General features: G+C 35.5%; 25 protein-coding genes. 13 read left to right on the forward strand and 12 right to left on the reverse strand.

Annotated features, from left to right (window positions below; genetic code table 11):
• Positions 1-399 precede the first annotated feature (399 nt).
• The 7 genes from rplQ to glyS form a co-directional block, all read right to left on the reverse strand.
• Positions 400-750: a 50S ribosomal protein L17 gene (rplQ, locus tag BKH40_RS05065; RefSeq protein ID WP_095277504.1), complete on the reverse strand. Its 351-nt coding sequence runs from the start codon at positions 748-750 to the stop codon at positions 400-402.
• A 10-nt stretch (positions 751-760) separates the two neighbouring features.
• Positions 761-1,759: a DNA-directed RNA polymerase subunit alpha gene (locus tag BKH40_RS05070; protein ID WP_095277506.1), complete on the reverse strand. Its 999-nt coding sequence runs from the start codon at positions 1,757-1,759 to the stop codon at positions 761-763.
• Positions 1,760-1,770: 11 nt separating this feature from the next.
• Complete coding sequence (gene rpsD, locus BKH40_RS05075; RefSeq protein WP_095277508.1) at positions 1,771-2,397, reverse strand: 30S ribosomal protein S4; 627 nt, start codon at positions 2,395-2,397, stop codon at positions 1,771-1,773.
• Between the two features lie 9 nt (positions 2,398-2,406).
• The gene (rpsK, locus tag BKH40_RS05080) at positions 2,407-2,802 is read right to left on the reverse strand and encodes a 30S ribosomal protein S11 (RefSeq protein WP_095228423.1); all 396 of its coding nucleotides are present in this window, start codon (positions 2,800-2,802) and stop codon (positions 2,407-2,409) included.
• 10 nt (positions 2,803-2,812) lie between these two features.
• Positions 2,813-3,175 (reverse strand): 30S ribosomal protein S13, encoded by a 363-nt coding sequence (gene rpsM / locus BKH40_RS05085; RefSeq protein ID WP_095277511.1) that lies wholly within the window; start codon positions 3,173-3,175, stop codon positions 2,813-2,815.
• A gap of 3 nt (positions 3,176-3,178) precedes the next feature.
• Complete coding sequence (gene rpmJ, locus BKH40_RS05090) at positions 3,179-3,292, reverse strand: 50S ribosomal protein L36 (RefSeq protein ID WP_005216958.1); 114 nt, start codon at positions 3,290-3,292, stop codon at positions 3,179-3,181.
• Positions 3,293-3,568: 276 nt separating this feature from the next.
• Positions 3,569-5,542, reverse strand: coding sequence for a glycine--tRNA ligase subunit beta (glyS, locus tag BKH40_RS05095; protein ID WP_095277513.1), 1,974 nt, complete (start codon positions 5,540-5,542; stop codon positions 3,569-3,571).
• 50 nt (positions 5,543-5,592) lie between these two features.
• Here glyS and BKH40_RS05100 point away from each other — a divergent pair, with 50 nt between their 5' ends.
• From BKH40_RS05100 to BKH40_RS05115, 4 genes are all read left to right on the forward strand, one after another.
• Positions 5,593-6,264 carry a hypothetical protein gene (locus BKH40_RS05100; RefSeq protein WP_095277514.1) on the forward strand — a complete coding sequence of 224 codons (672 nt, stop codon included), beginning with the start codon at positions 5,593-5,595 and terminating at the stop codon, positions 6,262-6,264.
• Positions 6,265-6,342: 78 nt separating this feature from the next.
• Positions 6,343-8,877, forward strand: a complete 2,535-nt coding sequence (gene gyrA / locus BKH40_RS05105; RefSeq protein WP_095277516.1) for a DNA gyrase subunit A — start codon at positions 6,343-6,345, stop codon at positions 8,875-8,877.
• Positions 8,878-8,944: 67 nt separating this feature from the next.
• Entirely contained in the window at positions 8,945-9,661 is a 717-nt protein-coding gene (locus BKH40_RS05110; protein WP_095277518.1) for a tetratricopeptide repeat protein, read from the forward strand.
• Between the two features lie 12 nt (positions 9,662-9,673).
• Positions 9,674-10,090, forward strand: a complete 417-nt coding sequence (locus BKH40_RS05115; protein WP_095277519.1) for a tetratricopeptide repeat protein — start codon at positions 9,674-9,676, stop codon at positions 10,088-10,090.
• Positions 10,091-10,210: 120 nt separating this feature from the next.
• Here the strand turns inward: BKH40_RS05115 and BKH40_RS05120 are convergent, their stop codons facing one another.
• Genes BKH40_RS05120 through fabD form a run of 4 tightly spaced genes read right to left on the reverse strand, consistent with a single transcriptional unit; the run spans position 10,211 to position 13,339 of the window.
• Positions 10,211-10,735, reverse strand: coding sequence for a hypothetical protein (locus BKH40_RS05120; RefSeq protein ID WP_095277521.1), 525 nt, complete (start codon positions 10,733-10,735; stop codon positions 10,211-10,213).
• 14 nt (positions 10,736-10,749) lie between these two features.
• Positions 10,750-11,649: a UDP-3-O-acyl-N-acetylglucosamine deacetylase gene (lpxC, locus tag BKH40_RS05125; protein WP_095277522.1), complete on the reverse strand. Its 900-nt coding sequence runs from the start codon at positions 11,647-11,649 to the stop codon at positions 10,750-10,752.
• 14 nt (positions 11,650-11,663) lie between these two features.
• Positions 11,664-12,365: a hypothetical protein gene (locus BKH40_RS05130; RefSeq protein ID WP_095277524.1), complete on the reverse strand. Its 702-nt coding sequence runs from the start codon at positions 12,363-12,365 to the stop codon at positions 11,664-11,666.
• A gap of 56 nt (positions 12,366-12,421) precedes the next feature.
• Positions 12,422-13,339 (reverse strand): ACP S-malonyltransferase, encoded by a 918-nt coding sequence (gene fabD, locus BKH40_RS05135; RefSeq protein WP_095277526.1) that lies wholly within the window; start codon positions 13,337-13,339, stop codon positions 12,422-12,424.
• A gap of 63 nt (positions 13,340-13,402) precedes the next feature.
• On the opposite strand from fabD, the gene hemE reads away from it, so the two are divergent.
• Both hemE and BKH40_RS05145 read left to right on the forward strand, forming a co-directional pair.
• A complete protein-coding gene (hemE, locus tag BKH40_RS05140) occupies positions 13,403-14,449 on the forward strand; it encodes a uroporphyrinogen decarboxylase (protein ID WP_257842520.1) in 1,047 nt (348 codons plus the stop codon).
• Between the two features lie 266 nt (positions 14,450-14,715).
• Positions 14,716-16,053 (forward strand): TolC family protein, encoded by a 1,338-nt coding sequence (locus BKH40_RS05145; RefSeq protein WP_095277527.1) that lies wholly within the window; start codon positions 14,716-14,718, stop codon positions 16,051-16,053.
• An 83-nt stretch (positions 16,054-16,136) separates the two neighbouring features.
• Here the strand turns inward: BKH40_RS05145 and BKH40_RS05150 are convergent, their stop codons facing one another.
• Positions 16,137-16,607, reverse strand: coding sequence for a tetratricopeptide repeat protein (locus tag BKH40_RS05150; protein ID WP_095277529.1), 471 nt, complete (start codon positions 16,605-16,607; stop codon positions 16,137-16,139).
• Between the two features lie 146 nt (positions 16,608-16,753).
• On the opposite strand from BKH40_RS05150, the gene BKH40_RS05155 reads away from it, so the two are divergent.
• The 7 genes from BKH40_RS05155 (at position 16,754) to rpe (ending at position 23,325) form a co-directional block, all read left to right on the forward strand.
• Complete coding sequence (locus BKH40_RS05155; protein WP_180675133.1) at positions 16,754-17,509, forward strand: rhodanese-like domain-containing protein; 756 nt, start codon at positions 16,754-16,756, stop codon at positions 17,507-17,509.
• Between the two features lie 184 nt (positions 17,510-17,693).
• Positions 17,694-17,900, forward strand: a complete 207-nt coding sequence (locus tag BKH40_RS05160; protein ID WP_095277532.1) for a hypothetical protein — start codon at positions 17,694-17,696, stop codon at positions 17,898-17,900.
• A gap of 203 nt (positions 17,901-18,103) precedes the next feature.
• Complete coding sequence (locus BKH40_RS05165) at positions 18,104-19,081, forward strand: transporter substrate-binding domain-containing protein (protein WP_095277534.1); 978 nt, start codon at positions 18,104-18,106, stop codon at positions 19,079-19,081.
• Complete coding sequence (locus tag BKH40_RS05170) at positions 19,082-19,765, forward strand: amino acid ABC transporter permease (protein ID WP_095277535.1); 684 nt, start codon at positions 19,082-19,084, stop codon at positions 19,763-19,765.
• 75 nt (positions 19,766-19,840) lie between these two features.
• Positions 19,841-20,575 (forward strand): amino acid ABC transporter ATP-binding protein, encoded by a 735-nt coding sequence (locus tag BKH40_RS05175; protein ID WP_095277616.1) that lies wholly within the window; start codon positions 19,841-19,843, stop codon positions 20,573-20,575.
• Positions 20,576-21,155: 580 nt separating this feature from the next.
• The gene (gene guaB / locus BKH40_RS05180) at positions 21,156-22,598 is read left to right on the forward strand and encodes an IMP dehydrogenase (protein ID WP_095277537.1); all 1,443 of its coding nucleotides are present in this window, start codon (positions 21,156-21,158) and stop codon (positions 22,596-22,598) included.
• 7 nt (positions 22,599-22,605) lie between these two features.
• Positions 22,606-23,325 carry a ribulose-phosphate 3-epimerase gene (gene rpe, locus BKH40_RS05185; RefSeq protein ID WP_257842521.1) on the forward strand — a complete coding sequence of 240 codons (720 nt, stop codon included), beginning with the start codon at positions 22,606-22,608 and terminating at the stop codon, positions 23,323-23,325.

The following is a 23,325-nucleotide window of genomic DNA, read 5'->3' on the forward strand; positions in this document are numbered from 1 at the left end:
TTCATCAAGACAATGCAAAACTAAACTTGGGTTAAGTTTTCTTAATAAAACACATATCTAGGAAATCTCTACACTAACCTAATATATAAAAGGTCTAAAGCCTTAATCTTTTTCTAGGCTATTTTGGATAGTAAAAGTTTTAACTAGTTAAAAAGTCATCTATAAATGCACTCTGAAGATAAATATTAGCATAATTACTTGTATCTAAAACCATTAGTTTTTAATATTTTAAGCAATCTTTTATATAAAAAACTATGTATTCAAGCTGGATATTTTTAGGATTTTATATGTGTAAAAATGTACAAAAAAGAGATTTTGTAAGATGGGCTAGCTTATATAAAAATGAAAGTGGATAAAAAGCCTTCTTTTAAAAGAAGGCTTTTTACACGGAATCAAAACTTAGATTAACTCTATTATAGCTAGAGTACTAGCGTCACCTTTTCTGATGCGGCTTCTTTGGATTCTTGTATAGCCACCATTTCTATCTTTATAGTTTGGTGCTACTTCAGTTATAAGCTTTTTAGTAGCTTCTTTGTTTTGAAGCTCGCTAAATACAGCTCTGTGAGTATTAAAGTCTGCATTCTTTGCTGGAGTTATAAGCTTTTCTATATAGCTTTGAAGTTCTTTTGCTTTGAAAACTCCAGTTTCAATCTTCCCATGCTTTATAAGGGCTATAGCAAGATTTTTAAGTAGTGCTTTTCTGTGGGAAGATGTTCTTCCTAGCTTTCTATAACCGTGTCTATGTCTCATTTCTTTTTCCTTACTTTTGCTTACTTAATCGTTTATTTAATGTATTAACTAATGTTGTAGGTAGCTCTGTGCCTACTGCAAAACCTATATCTGCAAGCTTTTGGGCTATCTCATCATAAGACTTTTTGCCTAAGTTTTTAATAGACTTTAGTTCTGCTTCATCCATCAAGACTAGTTCACCAACATACTTAATACCTTTGTTTTGCAAGCAGTTACTTGGTCTGTGCTCTAAGTTTAGTATCTCTATAGGAGACATTAAAACATTAAGCTCTGGACTATTTTCTATGCCACTTGAGTTATTAACTGGTTCTGAACTTAGATCTGCGCCAAAAACTTTCATCTGAGAGTGCATAGTAGATATGGCTTCTTTAAAAGCATCTACTGGGCTGATTTGACCATTAGTTTCTATGTCAAAAACTATTCTTTCAAAGTTTGGGTCAGATTCTACAAGTACATTTTCTATCTCATAGGTTGCACGTCTTACAGGTGTAAAGAATGCATCAAGTGGTATATAACCAGTTGGTGTGCTTTCGCGTATGTTTTCACTAGGAACATAACCTATGCCTTTTTGAATGATGAAGCTAAACTTAAAAGTAGTGTCTTTGTTTATAGTGGCAAGATGAAGATCTTTATTAATGATTTCAACTTGGTCATTATCAAGATGTTTTCCAACTAAAGTTAAAGGACCATCAAACTCATAGTCCACTTCGATTCTGTCTACTTGCTCACCTTTTATCTTAAACTTAAGGTTTTTAACATTTACTATAAAAGGTGCAACATCTTCAACTATACCACGCACAGAATCAAATTCATGTGCAACGCCTTCTATCTTTATAGCAGTAGTTGTATAACCTGCACAGCAAGACAAAAGTAGTCTTCTTATAGGATGTGCAAAAGTTATGGCATAACCTTGCTCGAAAGGAAAAACATTAATGCGAACTCTATTATCAGCCACATTTTGCACTTGAAGCTCTGTAGGTTGATATGGGCTTGTTTTGATACTATTCATGTTACTTCCTATTATTTAGAATACAACTCAACAATTAGTCTTTCTTCTATTGGTATTTCAACTTCAGATCTTTCTGGATATCTAGTTAAGATTCCAAATTTTTTATCCTTGTCTATATCAACCCAAGGGGCGATTCCTACTTGCTCAGTTAAACCTATAGCTTTTACTATTTGAGGGTTATTTTTACTTTTTTCCCTTACTTCAACTTTTTGACCTTGCTTTACTACATATGAAGGAATGTCAAGTCTTTTTCCATCTACTAAGATATGACCGTGAGTTACTAACTGTCTTGCAAATCTTCTAGTAGTAGCAAAACCCATTCTATAAACCACGTTATCAAGTCTAGTTTCTATTAGACGGATTAAGTTTTCTCCAGTATTTCCTTCTTGTCTGTTAGCTTCAAAGAAAGTAGCACGGAACTGTTTTTCACTAATACCATACATAAACTTTGCTTTTTGCTTTTCTCTAAGTTGTAAGCCATACTCTGATATCTTACCTCTTCTTTGCCCATGTTGTCCTGGGCCATAGCTTCTTTTATCCAAAGAGCTTTTTCCAGCGATTCGCCTTTCGCCCTTCATATTTAAAGAAACGCCAAATCGTCTTTCGATCTTTTCAACTGGTCCTGTATATCTAGCCATCTACTCTCCTTATACTCTTCTTCTTTTAGGTGGTCTACAACCATTATGCGGTAAAGGTGTGACATCTTTTATCCAAAGTACTTTTATGCCTTCAGTAGCACCTACGCTTTTTATAGCAGTTTCTCTACCACTTCCTGGACCTTGTACTTTTATACCAACTTCTTTGATGCCGTGTTCTTTTGCCTTACCAAGTGCACTTTCTACTGCTTGTTGTGCAGCATAAGGAGTGCTTTTTTTAGAACCCTTAAAACCAAGACCTCCAGCAGTTGCCCAGCAGATAACATTTCCGACTTCATCAGTTACTGTTATGTTTGTATTATTAAAAGAAGCAGCTATGCATACTATGCCTCTAGCTATATTTTTTTTGACCACTCTTTTTTTAAGTGTTGTATTTTTCTTTGCCATTAACTACTCCTTACTTACTACCAACAGTTTTTTTCTTACCCTTGCGAGTACGTGCATTGTTTTTAGTTGTCTGACCACGTACTGGAAGACCTTTCCTGTGGCGAAGCCCTCTATAGCTTCCTAAGTCCATTAAGGCTTTTATATCCATCGTTACTTTTTTTCTTAAATCACCCTCGACCATGTAGTCTGATTGAATCTTTTTAGCAATCCTTGAGACTTCATCTTCGCTGAGATCAAAAACTCGCTTATCAAAAGATATATCCACGCCTTTCAAGATGTCTCTTGAGGTCTTAAGACCTATACCGTAAATATATGTTAGAGCGTATTCAACTCTTTTCTTTTTTGGCAAATCTACACCAGCAATCCTAGCCATATTTTATCCTTGTCTTTGTTTGTGTTTAGGGTTAGCACAGATCACTCTGACTACACCCTTACGTTTGATAACTTTGCACTTATCACACATTTTTTTGACCGAAGGTCGAACTTTCATAATTTCTCCTTGACTGCCCTAAGCACTAAATGATGTTTAAATTAAAGGGAGTTTTTAGTGATCAATACATAAGTATTAAGCTTTGCATTCTATCATTTTAATATAAAAAAAAGCTTAACTAAACCATGACTTCTATGTGGATGTTTGCGTGGCGGCTAGCAGGCTATTTGAACTATTTGGGATAAACTTTTGCATTTTTATATAGCACACTAGCCACGCACGTGATGAGATATAGCAACATACATCAAGCACTACTTATAAGTGCTTTATACCTTATTAAGCACTTATAAGTCTTACATCTGCAACTTGTAAGAAAAGTCTTAGCACTCTTTCTACTAGCTTGGTTCGGTTTATACGCAAGGCTTTATTTTCATCATTAATTAACACACTTTCAAATAGCCTATCAAGCAAAGGTATCAAGCTAAAAAATGACTGAACTTTTACATCCACGTTCTCAAACTTCCCATTTTCAAGCTCTAAAAGCCTTGTAAAAAGCACCTTCTCACACTCAACCATCAAGCTTTCATCTACCTCTAAGTTATCACTACTTTCACTAGATACATTAGCTAGCCTTTTAAATGTGCTTTGAAGCGTGCTTAAAGAGTTTTCCTTTAAGTACTTATCTATAGCATAGATGTTTTTAAAAGTACTTGCCACGTCTTGATTTAAACTAACCACCGATCTAATCACGCTTGGATTGATATTAGTCAAGATTCCAAAATAGCGCTCTTTTATAAAGGTTAAAAGCCTTTCATCACTTATGATATCTTCTAGCTTTAAGTCAAGTTCAAATTTTTCTAAGATTCTAAGTAAGGCACTTGCGTTACGCCTTAAAGCAAAAGGATCTTTTGAGCCAGTTGGAATCTTATCTAGTTTAAAAAGCACATTTAGAGTATCTATCTTAGTGGCTATATTTACCAAAGCACTAATCTTAGAACTTGGCAAGGCTGGGTCTAAGCCATTAGGCAAGTACTGCTCTTGTATAGCCTTGCAGACTTCTTCACTAAGGCCTGCTTTTCTAGCATACTTTGCACCTATTACTCCTTGAAGCTCTGGGAACTCATTAACCACTTGACTTAAAAGATCGTTTTTTGCAAAACTTAAAGCAGTTGCCGCTTCTTTGCTATCTAGTCCTAAAAGTGTGCAAAGCTTTAAGACTATCTCTTTTTCGCGCTCACACTTTTCTTGTAAGTTGCCACCACCACTCACAAAGCCTATAGTGCTTAAATCGCCAAAGTCAAGCTTAGATTCTAAGTCATTAAGATAGAAAAACTCAGCATCTTTTAGCCTTGCCTTAAGCACTTTTTCATTACCACTTATAATTAAAGAGTAGTCATCATCTTTTAAAAAAGCATTACTTACTACTACAAATGAGTTATGCAACCTTCCATCTTTAAAGGTAGGAAAATAGCGCTGATTAGTCTTCATAGATGTGATTATCACTTCGCTTGGCACTTGTAAAAAGCACTCTTCAAAACGCCCTAAAAGTGCACGTGGATACTCAGTTATAGCCACTACTTCATCTAGCAAGCTAGAATCTAGGTCAATTGTGATTCCATATCTTGCTTCTAGTGCTTTGAAGTCTTTTTCTATACTTGCCCTTCTTTTGTCTTGATCTAGCACAACTCCAAAGTTTTCTAAGCCTTTAAAGTACTCATCTATGCTATTTACTTCAAGTATAGGCACTTGAGACTGCCTATGAGTAAAGGTTATGCTTTTAGATTTTAGTCCATAGCCACTAAACTCTAAAGTTTTAGAATCTAAAAGTATAAGAACGTTTCTAATAGGACGTATGAAACTCTCTTTATTATCCCCCCATCTCATAGCCTTGCCAAAGTTAAGCCCTCTTAAAAACTCTAACACTAAGCTAGGCAGTATCAAACTAGTATCTTTTGGGCTTTCATACTCTTCATAAAAAAGCACTTCTTTCCCATCTTTAGTAGTAGTTTTTACATCCTCTTCTTTTAAATTATGCTTTTTTAAAAAAGCAAGGCCTGCATTAGTAAGTTTGCCATCTTTATATGCTATCTGAACTGGTGCGCCATAGTGTTGTACTATCTTTGGTGTGCTAGCTTGTGGAAAACTTTCAGCAAAAAAGACTAGGCGTCTTGGTGTATAGTAAAACTTAAAATCACTATCGATGTTGTTTTGTGCTAACAGGGTTTTAAAGCTAGAGGTTATAGAATCTAGATTCTTAAGTAAAGGAAAGGCTGGTAGTTCTTCAGTTAATATCTCGATTAAGGCTTTCACAGTGCTCCTTTTTTGTTTTAAGTATAATACAGATTTATCAAAGGTATAGAGTGCTAAAAAAAGTTTTAATCTTTATTATATTTAACATTTTGCTAGTCTTTGGAACTGAATTAAACTTCAAAGTTGAACAAAAGTGCGTTCATATAAATGAGTTTAGCAAACAACAAATTGACGTTTTACTCTATGCCTATCTATACGGAAAGGAACATGGCTTTGGCTACACCATGGCAGCTATTGCTTGGCAAGAATCTTGTAGTGGGGAGTATCTTCTTAACTTCCAAGACCCAAGTGCTGGAATCTATCACGCACTAATACCGGGTGTAATTAAAAAATATACTAAATATAGAGATTCTAAGTTCTTGCGTAATATCATAGGACAGATGCTTATCTCTAATCCTGAGTTTGCAAGCTCTATAGCCTTAGATGAGTTAAAGTACTGGAAGAGGATAAGGAAGGGCAACTTTAAAAGCATCATTAAAAGCTATAACAAAGGCTTTTCGTGGGAGAAAAATCATAGGGCTAATAGGATGGCTACAAACTACTATTTAGATATAAGCAAAAAGATAAAAGCCCTCCAAAACTTCATACCCAAAAAACTAAAGCACTATGACTACAAAACCCCAAGTCTTGACCTAGACTACTCTATAAAAAAAGAAGACAAATTTAAACCTTACAAGAAAGATTCTAAAACTCCTACCTACTATCTACTAAAAGAAAAATAGCATATGGCGTTTGAAAGCTTTACCTGCCTTAACAAAGCCTCTTTTGAGTATAATAAAGCCTAGTTTTAAGGAGATTTAATGGAGAACAATGTAAAAGAGATACACATAGATCAGTCTATGAAGGAAAGCTATCTTGACTACTCTATGAGTGTCATAGTAGGTAGGGCTTTGCCCAATGCTAAAGATGGCTTAAAACCGGTTCATAGACGTATACTTTATACTATGAGTGAGTTAAACATAACCCACAAAACGCCTTATAAAAAGTCAGCCCGTATCGTTGGGGACGTTATGGGTAAGTATCACCCCCATGGTGATAGCTCTATATATGATGCTTTAGTTAGACTAGCCCAGCCTTTTTCTATGAGACTAGAATTAATTGATGGGCAAGGTAACTTTGGGTCAATTGATGGCGATAAAGCCGCTGCTATGCGTTATACAGAAGCGCGTATGACCTTAGCTAGTGAAGAGCTACTAAAAGATATAGAGAAAAATACAGTTGACTTTACACCAAACTATGATGACACCTTAAAAGAGCCAGATGTCTTACCTACTAGGATTCCAAACCTTTTGATAAATGGTAGTAGTGGGATAGCTGTAGGTATGGCTACTAATATACCTCCACATAGGACTGATGAAGTCATAGACTGCCTTTTACATTTAATAGATAATAAAGATGCTAACTTAGAAGAGCTTATGCAGTTTATCGCAGGGCCTGATTTTCCAACAGGTGGGATAATCTATGGTCGAAGTGGAATCTTAGAAGCCTACGCCACAGGACGCGGACGCATAAAGATACGCGCTAAAACTCATATCGAAACTAATAAACATAAAGATTCTATCATCATCGATGAGATACCTTATCAAGTAAACAAAGCCCGTTTAGTGGAGCAAATTAGCGAGCTTGCTAAAGAAAAGATAGTTGAAGGTATAAGCGAAGTTAGAGATGAAAGCGATAGAGAAGGGATGCGTGTAGTTATCGAGCTTAAAAAAGAAGCTTTAAGTGAGATAGTGCTAAATCATCTTTTTAAATCAAGCCAACTAGAAGTCACTTTTGGAATAATCATGCTTGCTATTGATAATAAAGAGCCAAAAGTCTTTACCCTTGTAGAGCTGCTTAATCTTTTCTTACAGCACAGAAAAACTATCGTCATAAGAAGAACTATCTTTGACCTAGAAAAAGCACGTGCAAGAGCACATATACTAGAAGGGCTAGTTATAGCACTAGATAATATAGATGAGGTCATAAAACTTATAAAAGCTAGCAAAGATGCACAAAGTGCAACTGATGGGCTAATGGAGAAGTTTAAGCTTAGTGCCCTTCAAGCAAAAGCGATTCTAGAGATGAGGCTTCAAAGGCTTACTGGACTAGAAAGAGACAAGATAGAACAAGAGTATAAAGAAGTACTAGAGCTTATAGAAGAGCTTAATAAGATTCTAAAAAGTGAAGAGCGTCTAAATGAAGTCATCAAAGAAGAGCTTTTAGAATCTAAAAAGCTTTTTAGCACTCCTCGCCTTACTCAGATTGAAGACAACTATGATGCTATAGATGTGTTAGACTTAATCCCTAATGAACCAGTAGTTGTAACTATGAGTCATAGAGGCTATGTAAAACGTGTGCTTCTTAAAAACTACGAAAAACAAAACAGAGGTGGCAAAGGAAAAATTGGGGCTAATACCCATGATGATGACTTTATACAAAGCTTTTTTACTGCCAATACTCACGATACTATCTTGCTTATCACTAACCGCGGTCAGCTTTACTGGCTAAAAGTTTATAAGATTCCAGAAGCTAGTAGAACAGCCATTGGCAAAGCTGTAGTTAATCTTGTAAATCTCCAACAAAACGAAAAGATAACTACAACTATTACAACTACAGACTTCTCTGATGAAAAATCCCTAGTCTTTTTCACTAAAAAAGGCATAGTCAAACGAACTAACTTAGATGAATATAGCAATATTAGAAATGTAGGCGTAAGGGCTATTAACCTTGATGAAGATGATGAGTTAGTAAGCACTCACATAGTTGATAAAAACATAAAAGAGCTTTTCATTGCTACTTATAAAGGTCTTTGCATCCGCTTTAATGTGGATGATTTAAGAGAGATAGGTCGTGTAAGTCGTGGAGTTACAGGTATAAGATTTAAAGAAGAAGGCGACTACGTCATAGCCGCTACTACTTTAAGAGGCGATAGCGATAAGCTTTTAAGCGTCTCAGAACTTGGTATAGGCAAGCAAACTACTGCGGGTGATTATAGAATCCAAAACCGTGGCGGCAAAGGTGTTATAGCTATGAAGCTAACTAACAAAACTGGCAATCTTGTAAGTGTGGTAAGTGTTGAAGATGAAAGCCAAGATCTAATGCTTCTTACAAGCCTAGGCAAGATGATAAGAGTAGATATTGCTAATATTAGAAATGCTGGGCGTAACACTAGTGGTGTAAAGATCGTAAATGTAGTAGCCCCTGATAAAGTAGTCTTTGTAAGTCTTTGTGCTAAAGAAGATGTAGATGAAAATATAGAAGATGAAGGCTTAGAAGGTGGAAGTGAGGGCACATCAGATTCTAGTGGAAGTCAAAATACAAATACTAGTAAGGATGAAGGCGGACTGTTTTAGTTAAGTGGTATTTTTAGTTAGTAAGTCTTAAAAAGACAAAGGATTAAGTCATATAAAGGGACAAAATATGAAAAAAGTGGTGATTTTAGCTACAGTACTAGCCATAAGTGCACTTTATGCTAGCTCTTTAAAAGACTTAGCTAAGAAGTGTGATTTGAAAGATGCAAGCAGTTGCAAAGAGGTAGCAAGAATGTACTATAACGGTAAAGATGCTCCAACTGACTATGAAAAAGCACTTAATTATGCTAAAAAATCTTGCTCTTTAAAAGACCTTGAAGGCTGTATCATGGTAGGCTCACTTTATAATGAAGGCGAAGTTATAAAGCATGATGCTAAAAAGGCTATCACCTACTTTAATGAGGCTTGTGAGTTAAAATCAGGTGAAGGTTGCACTTTAGTTGGTCAAGTCTATGCACAAGAAGCCCTTGCTAAAGAAGCACAAAGCAAAGAAGGCGTACAAAAAAATGGCAATATGCAAGGCTACAGCAAAGCAGTTAGTTTTTTTAACAAGTCTTGCAATCTTAATAGTGCTAAAGGCTGCTATAACTTAGGTATAGCTTATAGCTTTGGCAAGGGTGTAGCACAAGATGATAATAAAGCAAGTGCTATGTTTAAAAAAGCTTGTGAGTTAAACAGTCCTGCTGGCTGTTATAACCTAGCTATAAATAGCCTTATGCATAAAGATGATGCTAAGACCAAAGAAGCGGCAAAAGGCTACCTTACAAAGGCTTGCAAGCTAGGAGATATGCGATCTTGCTCTGCTTTAAAACAACTAAAACTATAAGGATGTGGTAAGTTGAAAAAAGGAATCTTATTAGGAGCTTTGCTTATAGCTGGCTTTGCTTATGCAAACCCAACCTCGCTAAATGACTTTTTTAGCCCTTCTCACTTGCAAAACACTGAGCATTTTACTAATCCAAACAGGGATGATGAGATACGCTACTACAAAAGAAACTGTGATAATAACAACGCCCTAGCTTGCAACAGCCTAGCAAACCTTTACTTTTCTGGCAGTGGTATAGCACAAGACTATCAAACCGCTAGCAAGCTTTATGCTAAGGCTTGCGAGCTTGGTAGTGCAAACGCTTGTACATCTTTAGCTTCTATCTACAAAAATGGCATTAGCGGTAAAAAAGATTCCATGCTTGCTAAAAGCTACTATCAAAAAGCTTGTAACTTAGGTGATAACACTTCTTGCTTAGAATCTAAATGAGTTATATAGTTTTTATCAACGTAGGTTTTGTATATGTAGTTTAAAAATATATGATTGCTACGACTTGTTGCACAAGTCTGGCACATGATATAAAGTTATAGCCTTCTTATAAAAAGAGATCTATAAGTAGTTAGTTATATAAAGTGGCTCTAAGGGTTGTTTAAACTCAGATATATCTAAAACTTCTGGCATATAAAAGCTAGAATGTGGACTTATGCTTTTTTCTAAAACTATCTTTCTTGTAAGACCTTCTTCTAGCCTCTCCTCTTTTAAAAAATAGCTCATAGCCCCAAAGGCTTTTATCTCTTTACTCTGTGAAAAGCTAAAGATATCACTAGCATGTAATGTTATGCCTTTAGTTTTATGCAAGGTTTGAAGTGCTATATGAGTTAGCTTCATAGCACTTAGATTCCCAACACCTCTAGCATAAAAAATAGATTCTAGGCTTATATCACCTAAAAGCACACTTAAGGCCTTAGCATCAAAAAAACTTTTATCAAAGTCTTGTTTTAAAAGTGCACCAAAAAGGGCGCGCAAGGAGTGAACTAGCATGCCTTCAAAAGAAAAGCTTGCAAGTTTTGTGTAACTATCACTGTAGATTCCCACCTGAAAGGGAGGTATCAGGGTTTGGAGTGCTACAGTCATCTACTAGTTATATCTTAGTCTCTAGCATAAGAAAATGAAGTCTGAAGTGCCTTATCTTCTACTTTATCTTGTAAGTCTACTATCTCATAACTACTTGCATCACTTAGAATCTTTTCTGTTAAAAAGTGATTTAGCTTATGACTTCCTGCAAAAGATATATAGCTGCCAACTAAAGGCATGCCAAGAAGTGCCATATCACCTATTGCATCTAGGATTTTATGTCTTACAAACTCATCTTTAAAACGAAGGCCTTCTTTATTTAAGATTCCATTCTCATCTAAGACTATGCAGTTGCTAAAGCTTCCGCCAAGCCCAAGCCCCATAGCCCTAAGCTGTTGTACTTCTTGCAAAAAGCCAAAAGTCCTAGCCCTTGCTATCTCTTCTTTATAGGCTTGAAGGCTGTAGTTAAACTTATAGCTTTGCTCTTTTATACTTGGGTGAGGAAAGCGTATAGTAAAGTCAAAGATTATAGAATCACTTGGCTCAACTCTTACAAACTTATCTTTATCTCTAACCTCAACGGCTTTTTTTATAGAGATGATTTTTTTAGGCTTATCTAGCTCTTGTATGCCCGCTTCATCTATAAGCATGCAAAAGCCTATGCTTGATCCATCCATTATAGGGGCTTCTTCATTATCAAGCACTATGCGCAAGTTATCTATACCATAAGCGTGCACTGCAGAAAGAAGATGCTCTATAGTAGAAATCTTTGCTTTTTCCCTACCTATAACCGTGGCCATAGTTGTGTCTATAACATTTTCTGGCTTTAAAGGCACAGACACACCAAGATCACTTCTATAAAAAACTAGACCGCTATCAGCAGGAAGTGGCTCTAATGCCAAGTTAACTGGCACTCCTTTATGAAGTCCTATGCCTACTAGCTCCACTCTTTTAGCTATGGTTCGCTGTTTCATCACTTGCTCCTTACTTAAAGTGGATTTAACTCTGTTATCTCTAGCTTTTGGTTAAACCTTAGCATCTTTAGCTCAGAGTTTTGATTGATTCTTTCTAAATCTTCTTTATTTAAAATATTACCTTGAAAAGTTACTCTTCCAATAAATATATTTCTTAAAATAAGCACATCGCCATCACAGTTAATATTTCCTTCGCACTTTTTGCCAAGTATGCTAAGACTACCCATGCAAGTTACACTTGCCCCACTATGTATGTTACCCCTTATGACACAGTCCCCTGCAGCAAAGACTTCTTCACCACTTCTAACATGCCTGTTTATAACCACAGTGTCAGCACCTTCTTCTATAGCAGCACTAGATTCTACGTCATCTTCTAAGTTGCCTTCTTGCTTTAAAAGGGCTGCTTTTTTTAAAGAATCTAAGATCTTAGTCTCATCAAAAGCAGGATAAGTGTCTATATCTTCATCTTCAAAAAGACTAAGTCCATCATCAACTTCTTCGTTTTTGACTTCTTTAAACTCAAGGTATTGCATATTCATAGAACTTAAAAGTTTTTTTAAATTATCATCATTAATAGATTCTAAAAGTTCATCTTTAAAACTAAAGTAGTAGTTTTTTAAAAGCTCTGCATGCTTTAAAGTATAGGCTTTTATCTCATCTAAGGTGCCTTCTTCAAACTCGAATACGCGTATGGTTTTTTGTCTGGCTTTTACCATTTTTATCCCTTATATACTTAGTGCGATGCGATGTATCGCCCTTTCTACTTTCAAGTCTATAGTTTGCTTAAAGTAGCCTTTAGACCTTCTATATTGTTTACGCTTAATGTCCTTGCATCAAGCTTTGCATTTAACCCAGCCAAAACTGTACCATTACCAAACTCTATAAAGCAAGTTATGCCCTTTTCTTTTGCAAGGCTTACGCACTCATGATATCTAACTGGCATGACTAGCTGACTAGTTAAGTTAGTTATAGCTTCATTTTTAGTTTTATAAAGGTTTATATTTGCATTACTTATAACTTCAACTTTGCTATCTTGCAGGCTAGATTCTAAAAGTGCTTTAAAAGGCGTACACGCACTTTCTAAAAGCTCACAGTGGCTAGCAACTGACATATTTAAAAGTAAAGCCCTTTTAGCCCCTGCTTCTTTTAAAACTGGCATAAAAGATTCTAAGTCTTTTTTGATGCCTGCTAGCACTGTTTGACCTTCTAAGTTAAAGTTAGCGGCATAGACTTTAGCGCCTTTTTGTCTTACCTCTTCACACATAGTTTTTAAAAGACTTTCTTTAAGTCCTAAAACTACTAACATAGCACACTCATACTTCTCGCAAGCCTTTGCCATAAACTCACCTCTTTTATGAGTTAGCCTAACCCCCTCTTCAAAACTAGTCCCACCATTTATTGAATAAGCACTTACTTCACCTAAAGAGTGCCCAAAAGCAAGGCTTGGTCTAATCTCACTTTCGCTTTCAAAAACAGCTTGTGCCATAGCACTTACAGCAAAGATAGCAGGTTGGGTAAACTGAGTTTGATTAAGCCTAGATTCATCTTTTAGCAAGTCTTTAAGCTTAAGCCCTAAAGCCTCACTAGCCCTCTCTTCTAACTCTTTTGCTACTTTGAAGTTATCTATAAAATCTAAGCCCATATTTAGACTTTGTGAACCTTGTCCGGGATATAAAAAAGCGTATTTCATCTACTAGCCTTTGTCTTGGTATTTATATACAAAAAGTATAGTTTATAATTAAAGAAATCTAACATGGAGAAAAAGCTAATGAGTAAAAATATTTTTATAGATGCCTGCTTTAGAAAACCTACGCCTTATACACCTATATGGATGATGCGTCAAGCGGGAAGATACTTAAGTGAGTATCAAGAAGTAAGACATGAAGCGGGTGGCTTTTTAAACATGTGTAAAAACCCTAGCCTTGCTTCTAAAGTGACTTTGCAGCCTATAGATGTGCTAGATGTAGATGCTGCGATACTTTTTAGCGATATCTTGATGCTTCCTCATGAGATGGGGCTAGATCTAGTCTTTGAAAACCATGTGGGGCCAAAGTTTTTAGAAGTTATAACTAGTCTAGATTCTATAAAGAATCTTAAAAGGGGTGCTTTTAAAGACTTAAACTACGTTTATGAAACTATTTCTTTAACTAGAGCTAAGCTTGATAAGTCTAAGGCGTTAATTGGCTTTTGTGGTGCGCCATGGACACTAGCAACTTACATGATAGAAGGTCAAGGAAGTAAAAGCTATGCTAAGTCTAAAAAGATGCTTTATTCTAATCCAGAAACCCTACACGCCTTAATGAGAGTTTTAACCAGCGAGTTAAAAGGCTATCTAGATTCTCAGATAAAAGCAGGGGCTGATGCAGTTATGCTTTTTGATTCTTGGGCGAATGCCTTAGAAGATAGTGCTTATATGGAGTTTGGTTTTAGCTATATGATAGAAATTAGCGAGTATATAAAAAGAGAACACCCTAGAATCCCAGTTATACTTTTTCCAAGGGGTACTGGAAACTTTTTACATAAACTAAATGGCAACTTTGATGTTTTGGGTGTTGACTATCAAACCCCTATGGAAGAAGCCAAGCACAAAGCTGGATCAAAGTACGTCTTACAAGGAAACCTAGAGCCTGCAAGACTTTATGACTTTGATGCTATGAAAAAAGGAGTTGAGCATATAATTGAGATTATGGGTAAAAAAGAAGGGCATATATTTAACCTAGGTCATGGCATGCTTCCAGATTTACCTAGAGAAAATGCTATCAAGTTAGTAGAGCTTGTAAGAACACTAAGTGCTAGATAGGTTTTATGATTTTAGATTCCATCTTTGGAATCTAAAAGGTGTTTTTAAAAATAAAAAAAGCATTAAGCCACATAACAAACTAAAGTAAAAGTCACATTTTCCTTGCAAGCTTAAGTATTTACTTAATATTTAGCTAGTTTTAAAACTAATATCTTAATAAGCTATAAGCTACTATTAAGAATTAGTCTATTTTTATATAAGCGTGCTAACATTCATAACACAAACTTTAAAAAGCCAAAACCCCACACAACAAAAGGATACAGCCTATGAGACTAAACTTAAGATTTAAAGCCTTAGCACTTATATTACTACTGCCTATAAATTTTACCTTTGCAGAAGTGCTAAGCTTATCTGACTTTAAGCGTGCCATAGATTCCAACTCCTTAGAGCTAAATGACAACAAAGCAAACTATGAAAGCCAGATTAACCAATCTAAAAGCGACCTCTCTTGGCAGTTCCCCTATATACAAGCTACGGGTAATACAGAGCCTAGTGGCATAGGTGGAGGCACAGTTTTTACTTCAACTACACTTTTTATGCTAAGACCCACGCTTCCTTGGGTTAACTCACTTTTAAAGCAAGCCCTAAAAGTAAAAGGACTAGAGTATAAAGAAGCTACAGAGCTTGTAAAAAACATAGCTTTTATAAATGCAAAAAAGATGTATCTAACCTATATGGCCATAAAAGAAAAGTATAGATATGACATCCAAAGAGAGATAAACTTTTTAACACTTTTAAACATAGCCAAAAAAAAGCTAGATGCTGGAAGCATCAGTCAAAAAGACTATGTAAACTTTGAAAGCGCCTACATAGCTGCTAATCTAATAAGCATCTCTACTAAAAATGACCTTATAAAAGCACAGCAAGACCTCTATGTGATTTTAGGACTAAAAGATGCTGAGTTTTTAGAAAGCACTACTAAAAAAGATATATCTTCCATACTAGCTGATACTACTAGTGAGCTTTTGCGTCTAAAGAAAGTAGAAAGAACTATAACTAATAATAAAAATGACTTAATGGTACAGGGCTTAGAGATAAACTTTGATGACTTAGAAAAAAGTCAAGTACTAGGCATGCTTGAAAAATCTCCTTACTTAAACATACTCCAAGCACAAAGTAAGGGCTATGAGCTTTTAGCTAGGCAGGCTGGGAGGGATATCTTCCCGGCAGGAGATTTAATAGTTGGCCTTGGGGTTAATACAACTGGTCTTTCTACAGGAGCTGCTTTTGATGTACAAATCCCTTTGCCCATAACTAGAAAGCAAACCCACTTAAAAGCTAAGTATATGGTGCTAAATCAAAGCACTATATATAAGTCTAATATCACAAAAAACACACTTCACATAAAGGTTAAATCCTACTTAGAACAGATGGATATATTAAAGCACTATATAGAGATAGCAAAAGAAGACATCAAGATAAAACGTAAACTTGCAGCCTTAACCAAGCTAGCCTATGATGCACAAAAATCTAACCTCTTTGAATACATAACTTATGAAAACGCCTATGTAGATTCCCAAATACAGCTAGTAGACCAAAAGATACGCTACATCCAAACACTTGCCTTTTTAGAAGAAACGCTAGGGCAAAGCTTTACTAAGTAGAATCTTTTTAGATTCTAAGTTTTTAGAATCTAGTTTTTTATAAAAGTTTAAACTAAGCACTTTAGTGCTTAAAAGCTAAAAGCTTAGTAGTGCATAATGTCAGCATTTTTGCAGCCTAGTTTATTACCTAGCTTGCAAGATTTTTTAAAGTACTCATTTGCCTTAATCTTATCTTGCTTTACACCCATTCCCTTAAAGTAAAACACTCCTAGATTAAAACAGCCTTTAGCACTACCTAGCCTACAAGCCTTAGTATATAGCTTAAAAGCCCCCTCATAACTTTGCGTTATACCATCTCCATATTCGCTAAAGTATCCAAGGGCATTACAAGAATCTGCCACATCACCATCGCAGGCTTTTTTAAGATACATAAGGGCTTTAGCCATATCCCTTGGTGCTTCTCTCCCAGTATAATAGGTCTTACCAAGCCTCCCACATGAAGCCATATCGCCACTATCACATGCCTGATTTAACCGTTCTAGCGAAGTAGCAAAGCCAAAACTACTAGCTAAAAACACTCCTACTATAAACCCTTTTAATACCAACTTTTTCATTATGTATCCTTTGAGTTATGTTTTAGCTAGTCTTAATGTTAGCAAAAACTACTAGTGATGCTAAAGTCTTTAAAACATATAGCAGCTATGCAAAAAGCACTTATGTTAGACTTATAAGACTAGATAATATTAAAAAGGATCTAAAGATGACTAAGCTTTTAAAGATAAGTCTAAAACTACTAGCTAGCTTTTTTCTTCTAGCCTCTTTTGGGAATCTTGCAAGTGCTAAAACTAGCTCAAAAGATAATCAAAGTAGCAGCATAGACTTAAAAGCAAGCAATATACTCTCAGGTGAAACTTTGCAGCATATGCAAGATGATAGATCTTTAAAAGAAAAGATTTTAGTTATAGATATAAGATCTAAGAAAGAGTATAAAAAAGGTCACTTAAAGTTTGCTATAAACTTAGATAAGAAGGCACTAAAAACGCTAGATAAGCACTTTATAACTAAGTACAAAGACTTTCCTTTAGTGCTTATAGCAAACAAGGCAAGTGAAACTAAGTCTGTGCTAAAAGAGCTTAAAAAACTAGGTTTTAAAGATATAAAGATAGCTAAAGGCTATGATGAGTTTAAAGGCTATGCACTTTATACTTATACAAGTATATTAGGTGAAGATGTAGAAGCAAGTGTTGGTAAAAAGAATGTGTTGATAATAGATGTTAGGGCTAAAGAAGACTATGAAAAAGGTCACCTTAAAGGTGCTATAAATATCCCTTTAAATGATGATATAACACCTTTTCTTCCTATGCTAGAAAAAAATAAAGATAAGAAGTTTGTAGTACACTGCTATACAGGCACTCAAAGTCAAGTCATGTCCACAAGGCTTACAAAACTAGGGTTTAAAAATGTTTATAACTCACTAGATGGAAGCTTGGAGTATGACTTTAAGTTTATACACTAAAGACTTTGCAAGCTTAAAGCCTAGCTAGATTTAAAACTTTTACCTAGGCTTTTTAGGCAGTTTTAGTCCATCTTTATAAGCATAAGAAAGTACTTAGTTTTATCCCTTTTTTATCTTTCTTGCAAGTAAAATAAGTTAAAATTAATTATCACAATTAAAATCTTAAAAGTTAGGTATAACCAAGATGAATAAGCTAAATATAAACAAACTAAAAACAAATAAGTTGAGGTTTTTGGGGATAGTAGCAGTAGGTGTATTTTTCATAGCCTGTCAAAGCCATGATGGAACACATAAAGATAGCAAGCAAGACAAGATATCAAGCAAGGAAGCCAAAAGTGTAGCAAGAGATACTACAAAGCCTATAACCTTTAGGGCGCTTTGTAGAAACTAAGACTTTGCCTTTTGCTAGATTTTATATTTTTACTTTTTTAGTTTTTGCACATAGCAAGATTCTAAGCTTTTCATAAAAGTTAGCAAAGCTAATGCACGCTTTTAGTAACGTAAAAAGCACTAAAGGCATTAGTTTTGTCTCACTTGTAAGTGAAAGTAAGTTAAAATCTAGACTAATTTAAATTTTAACAACTAGGCAAAGACATGAACTTAACAAAAAACATTCAAAATAAATATCTTAACAACTATCTAAAATACCTTGGAATCTTAGTCATAGGCATCTTTTTTATAGCCTGCCAAGGTGAAGCAAGCAATCACAACAAGACAAGCACTCAAACTTCACAAAACTCTATTGACGCTTCAACATCAAGTGCTAAAGCAAGCACTCAAACAACAAATAACGATATGGAATCTAAAGTAGATTCTAAAGCAAGTGATGTAGACTTAAGTAAGCCTATGGAGTTAAGGGTTGGGCATGAAGATGCTTACTATCCTTTTACTAGTATAAAAGATGGCAAGCCTTTAGGTTATGACTTAGATGTGATAAAGGCTATAGGTGAGATAGACCCTAATCTAACTATAAAGTATAGTGGTGTGCCTTGGGCTAGCGTTATATTAGGTCTAGATTCAGGTCGTTTTAACGTTATAGCTAATCAGATAGGGAAAACTAAAGTAAGGGAAGAAAAGTATATATTTAGCAAGTATCCTTACTTTATAAGCACTTCTCAGCTTATAGTTAGAGGAGGTGATGACAGTATAAAAACTGTAGCTGACTTAAAAGGGAAAACTTTAGGTGCAAATATAGGAGCTAATCACACTTTGACTTTAGAAAACTATGACAAAGCACATGGGAATCTTTTCAAGATTAAGTACTACAAAGACTTAAACTCTCTTTTAACTGACCTTAGTCTTGGTAGGATAGATGGCACGCTTAATGACCCAGCAAGTATAAAGTATCAAGCACAAACACAGCATCTTAACTTAAAAGCACTGCCTTTAGTTTTTGCAATAAACCCAATCTATTTTATGTATGAAAAAAATGACACTGCCCTAAGAGATAGAATCGATGTCGATCTTAAAAAAGCTATAGATAGTGGTAAGCTAAAAGAGCTTTCACTTAAGTGGTTTGGGGATGATCAAACAAGCCTAGATTCTATAAACTCAAAGGCTATAGTCAAATAGATGTTTCACTACATACTAGAAGTTTTTGTAAGTCTTATAAAAGGCTTGCCTTATACCCTGCTTATAATGATAGTGGGCTTTGTGATAGGAAGCATCATAGGCTTTATACTAAGTCTTCTTCGTATATATAAAGTCTTTTTCTTTTCGTGGCTAGCTGGAGTCTATGTATCTTTTTTTAGAGGCACGCCCTTACTAGTTCAAATATTACTAGCTTATCAAGGGCTTCCTTTAGTTTTAAAAGATACTAGTATCTACCCTTATATAAGGGACTTAGGGGCGATTTACTACGTGCTTTTTGTATATGTCTTATACTCTAGTGCGTATTTAAGTGAGATCTTTAGGTCTGCCCTTTTAAGCGTGCCTCACTCTCAGATGGAGGCTAGCTACTCTGTGGGCATGAGTACATCTAAAGCCCTCTTTCATGTCATCATACCTCAAGCTTTAAGTAATGCCATGCCTAATCTTTCTAACTTCATAATCTTGCTTATAAAAGATACCTCTTTAGCAAGTATCGCTACTATCCCTGAGGTAATGGGTCTAGTAAACCAAGAAATAGCCAATACGAGGTCAGTTTTTACTGTCTTTTTAGTAGCAGCAGTCATCTACTGGGTGATATCTGTAGTGCTAGAAAAGATATTTGGTAAGTTAGAAAAAAGACATAGTTTGCACAAAAGGAAGATTTAGTAAATGGCTAATGTGATAGCAACAGAAGACTTTGTGCATGAAAAAGAAACTAGCAAGCTTGTAAAATCAACTGACATGGTAACCATATCTTCGCTTTATAAAAGTTTTAACAAACTAGATGTATTAAAAGATATCAACCTAAGCATACAAAAAGGCGAGATAGTAGCACTCCTAGGCCCTAGTGGCAGTGGCAAAAGCACACTTTTAAGGTGTCTAAACTTACTTGAGATTCCAAGTAGTGGTAGTTTTATCATAGATGGCTATAAGTTTGATGCCAAAAAGTACAACAAAAAAGACATCTTAAATATGCGTAAAAAAACTGCCATGGTCTTTCAAAACTATAATCTTTTTGCTAATAAAACTGCACTTCACAACATCACTCTAGCCTTAAATGTAGTCTATAAGCAAAATAAAAAAGAAAGTGAAAAGCTAGCTTTAAGTCTACTAAAAGAAGTAGGGCTAGAAGATAAAAAAGATGTTTTCCCCCATATGCTTAGTGGTGGACAACAACAGCGTATAGCCATAGCTAGAGCACTTGCCTTAAAACCTAAAGTCATACTTTTTGATGAGCCAACTTCTGCCCTAGATCCTGAGCTAGTAGGTGAAGTCTTAAACGTTATAAGTAATATAAAAGATCAGACCATGCTTATAGTCACTCATGAGATGGAGTTTGCAAGGAAGGTTGCAAGTAGAATAGTTTTTATGAGTGAAGGAAGGATAGTTGAGATATCTAGTAGTGAGGAGTTTTTCTCCCATCCTAAAACTGAGAGGGCAGTGGCATTTTTAGAGAACTTTCATAAGAGGTTTTAGGGCTAGTAGACTAAAGCGTGTAGTGATAGATGTAAAAAGGTTAATAAAGCTTTTTAACTAAAAGATTAAAGCTATGCTAATACAAAATCTAATTTTTATAATCCAAGTCTAATTAGATCTAATTAGATACATAACACCTAAGATTTTAATCATAAAGATATGTTTAAAAAGTAGTATAGATTCTATTTAAGATAAAGATTATATTTTCTTTAGTTTGCAAGATTAAAAATTTACTAAATTGGAGCTTTGCTAATAAAGCTTGCGCCCTCTTTCATATTGTGAAAAAAGAAGACGCCAGTGTGTGTGTAAAGGAAGATAATGCGTAAAATGTTCTTTAACTTAACCCAAAACTTAAAGGACTTTTAATGTATCAAAGGAATTGCTACACGAAAACTAAATCTAATGTTGTAAATCATTTGATTTATGAGTGGTATATTATCAGAGCTAAACTTAAAAGAATATTAAAAATAAGAATTAATCTTAAAATATAAAACTATAAATACTTACCCCAGTTTAATAGAAAATTTGGCAAAGAAATGTAGAATCACGTGTAACAAACCAAACCCCAAGGATACCCAACATGCAACATATCCAAAAAGCCCTCACATTTGAAGATATATTACTAGTCCCAGCCTACTCTGACATCCTCCCAAAAGAAACCAATCTAAACTCAAATCTAACTCGAAACATCACCCTTAACACTCCTTTTTTAAGTGCTGCTATGGATACAGTAACTGAATTTAAAACAGCTATAGCTATGGCGCGCATTGGTGGCATTGGGATAATCCACAAAAACATGCCAGTTGCAGAGCAAGCTAAGCAAGTAGCCCAAGTCAAAAAAAGTGAAAGCGGGATAATCACAGACCCTATATTTATCCACGCTTATGATTCTTTACAAAAAGCTAGAAATATAACTGATACTTATAAGATTTCAGGTGTGCCAGTGATTGATGATAAAGGCGTATTAATTGGAATCTTAACTAATCGTGACTTGCGTTTTGAGACTAATATGGACAAAAGAGTGGGCGATGTCATGACCAAAGCTCCTCTTATCACTGCAAATGTAGGCATAAGCTTAAATGAAGCAAAAGATATCATGCATAAACATAGAATCGAAAAGCTTCCTTTAGTAGATAAAGATAATGTCTTAAAAGGGCTTATCACCATAAAAGATATACAAAAAAACATAGAGTATCCTTGCTCTAATAAGGATTCTAAAGGGCGCTTAAGAGTAGGAGGTGCTATAGGAGTAGGACATATAGATAGGGCTTTAGAGTTAGCAAAGGCTGATATTGATGTGCTAGTTTTAGATAGTGCGCATGGGCACTCAAAAAATGTCATTAATACTTTAAGAGAGCTAAAGTCTAGGCTTAGCATAGATGTCATAGTGGGTAATGTAGTCACTCCAAAAGCTACACTTGATCTAATAGAAGCGGGTGCTGATGCCATAAAAGTTGGAATCGGACCTGGCAGTATATGTACTACTAGGATAGTAGCAGGAGTTGGTATGCCTCAAGTAAGTGCTATATCAAACTGTGCAGACGTAGCCAAAAAACACGGTGTGCCTATAGTTGCTGATGGGGGTATAAAGTACTCAGGAGATGTAGCTAAAGCCTTAGCAGTGGGTGCAAGTAGTGTTATGATAGGCTCTTTACTAGCAGGCACTGAAGAAAGTCCGGGCGACTTAGTCATCTATCAAGGAAGACAGTATAAAAGCTATAGAGGCATGGGGTCAATTGGTGCTATGACCAAAGGAAGTAGTGATAGGTACTTCCAAGAAGGAACAGCTGTCGATAAGCTAGTACCAGAAGGCATAGAAGGAAGAGTACCTTTTAGAGGAAAAGTAGGCGATGTTATGTATCAGTTAATTGGTGGGTTAAGAAGTTCTATGGGCTATCTAGGTGCTAGTACTATAAAAGATATGTGGGGGGCTGATATAGTACAGATAACTCAAGCAGGCTTAAGAGAAAGCCACGTGCATGATGTAGATATAACTAAAGAAGCACCAAATTATCATGGATAGGACTTGTATGAGTAAGATTTGCACAGATAAACAAAAAGATATGGAATCTAAAAGTGCCAAAAAGCATGTACTAGTAAGTCCAAGTTTACTAAGTGCAAACTTTTTAAGACTAGGAGAAGACATCCTTAGTGTTAGCTCTAGTGATATGTTGCACATTGATGTGATGGATGGTCACTTTGTGCCTAATATGACTATAGGTCCTTTAGTGCTTGAAAATGTACAAAGTATCACTAGTTTGCCGCTAGATGTGCACTTAATGGTAGAAAATACTGACTTTTTTATAGATCTTTTTAGCCCACTAAAGCCAAAGTTCATGAGTGTGCACTTAGCAGGGGCTACCCATCTTCATAGAAGCATACAAAAGATAAGAAAAGAAGGTATAAGTCCTTCAGTCGTACTTAACCCCCACGAAGACCCTAGCACCTTAGAGTACATACTACAAGATCTTGACATGGTCTTACTTATGAGTGTTAATCCGGGCTTTGGCGGTCAAAGCTTTATAGAATCTACTTTCAAAAAGATAGAGCGGCTTAAAGAGATGATAACGCGTCTTAACCCAAACTGCTTAATAGAAGTAGATGGGGGCGTAAGTGATAAAAATATACATAGGCTTAGTGTTCTTGGAGTAGATGTCGTAGTATCAGGTAACTATATATTTAAGTCCAAAGATAGAAAAGAGGCTATAAAGTCCTTGCAAGTCCCAGTTCATGCGTCTTTGCCAAGATAG

This window comes from Helicobacter sp. 11S02629-2 (assembly GCF_002272875.1).
Classification (GTDB): Bacteria; Campylobacterota; Campylobacteria; order Campylobacterales; family Helicobacteraceae; genus Helicobacter_I.

What these genes read in the sequence shown, in the direction of transcription:
- rplQ (WP_095277504.1), bottom strand. Translation starts at nt 750, where the DNA reads ATGAGACATAGACACGGTTATAGAAAGCTAGGAAGAACATCTTCCCAC.
- BKH40_RS05070 (WP_095277506.1), bottom strand. Translation starts at nt 1,759, where the DNA reads ATGAATAGTATCAAAACAAGCCCATATCAACCTACAGAGCTTCAAGTG.
- rpsD (WP_095277508.1), bottom strand. Translation starts at nt 2,397, where the DNA reads ATGGCTAGATATACAGGACCAGTTGAAAAGATCGAAAGACGATTTGGC.
- rpsK (WP_095228423.1), bottom strand. Translation starts at nt 2,802, where the DNA reads ATGGCAAAGAAAAATACAACACTTAAAAAAAGAGTGGTCAAAAAAAAT.
- rpsM (WP_095277511.1), bottom strand. Translation starts at nt 3,175, where the DNA reads ATGGCTAGGATTGCTGGTGTAGATTTGCCAAAAAAGAAAAGAGTTGAA.
- rpmJ (WP_005216958.1), bottom strand. Translation starts at nt 3,292, where the DNA reads ATGAAAGTTCGACCTTCGGTCAAAAAAATGTGTGATAAGTGCAAAGTT.
- gyrA (WP_095277516.1), top strand. Translation starts at nt 6,343, where the DNA reads ATGGAGAACAATGTAAAAGAGATACACATAGATCAGTCTATGAAGGAA.
- BKH40_RS05110 (WP_095277518.1), top strand. Translation starts at nt 8,945, where the DNA reads ATGAAAAAAGTGGTGATTTTAGCTACAGTACTAGCCATAAGTGCACTT.
- BKH40_RS05120 (WP_095277521.1), bottom strand. Translation starts at nt 10,735, where the DNA reads ATGACTGTAGCACTCCAAACCCTGATACCTCCCTTTCAGGTGGGAATC.
- lpxC (WP_095277522.1), bottom strand. Translation starts at nt 11,649, where the DNA reads ATGAAACAGCGAACCATAGCTAAAAGAGTGGAGCTAGTAGGCATAGGA.
- BKH40_RS05130 (WP_095277524.1), bottom strand. Translation starts at nt 12,365, where the DNA reads ATGGTAAAAGCCAGACAAAAAACCATACGCGTATTCGAGTTTGAAGAA.
- fabD (WP_095277526.1), bottom strand. Translation starts at nt 13,339, where the DNA reads ATGAAATACGCTTTTTTATATCCCGGACAAGGTTCACAAAGTCTAAAT.
- hemE (WP_257842520.1), top strand. Translation starts at nt 13,403, where the DNA reads ATGGAGAAAAAGCTAATGAGTAAAAATATTTTTATAGATGCCTGCTTT.
- BKH40_RS05145 (WP_095277527.1), top strand. Translation starts at nt 14,716, where the DNA reads ATGAGACTAAACTTAAGATTTAAAGCCTTAGCACTTATATTACTACTG.
- BKH40_RS05150 (WP_095277529.1), bottom strand. Translation starts at nt 16,607, where the DNA reads ATGAAAAAGTTGGTATTAAAAGGGTTTATAGTAGGAGTGTTTTTAGCT.
- BKH40_RS05155 (WP_180675133.1), top strand. Translation starts at nt 16,754, where the DNA reads ATGACTAAGCTTTTAAAGATAAGTCTAAAACTACTAGCTAGCTTTTTT.
- BKH40_RS05160 (WP_095277532.1), top strand. Translation starts at nt 17,694, where the DNA reads ATGAATAAGCTAAATATAAACAAACTAAAAACAAATAAGTTGAGGTTT.
- BKH40_RS05165 (WP_095277534.1), top strand. Translation starts at nt 18,104, where the DNA reads ATGAACTTAACAAAAAACATTCAAAATAAATATCTTAACAACTATCTA.
- BKH40_RS05170 (WP_095277535.1), top strand. Translation starts at nt 19,082, where the DNA reads ATGTTTCACTACATACTAGAAGTTTTTGTAAGTCTTATAAAAGGCTTG.
- BKH40_RS05175 (WP_095277616.1), top strand. Translation starts at nt 19,841, where the DNA reads ATGGTAACCATATCTTCGCTTTATAAAAGTTTTAACAAACTAGATGTA.
- guaB (WP_095277537.1), top strand. Translation starts at nt 21,156, where the DNA reads ATGCAACATATCCAAAAAGCCCTCACATTTGAAGATATATTACTAGTC.
- rpe (WP_257842521.1), top strand. Translation starts at nt 22,606, where the DNA reads ATGAGTAAGATTTGCACAGATAAACAAAAAGATATGGAATCTAAAAGT.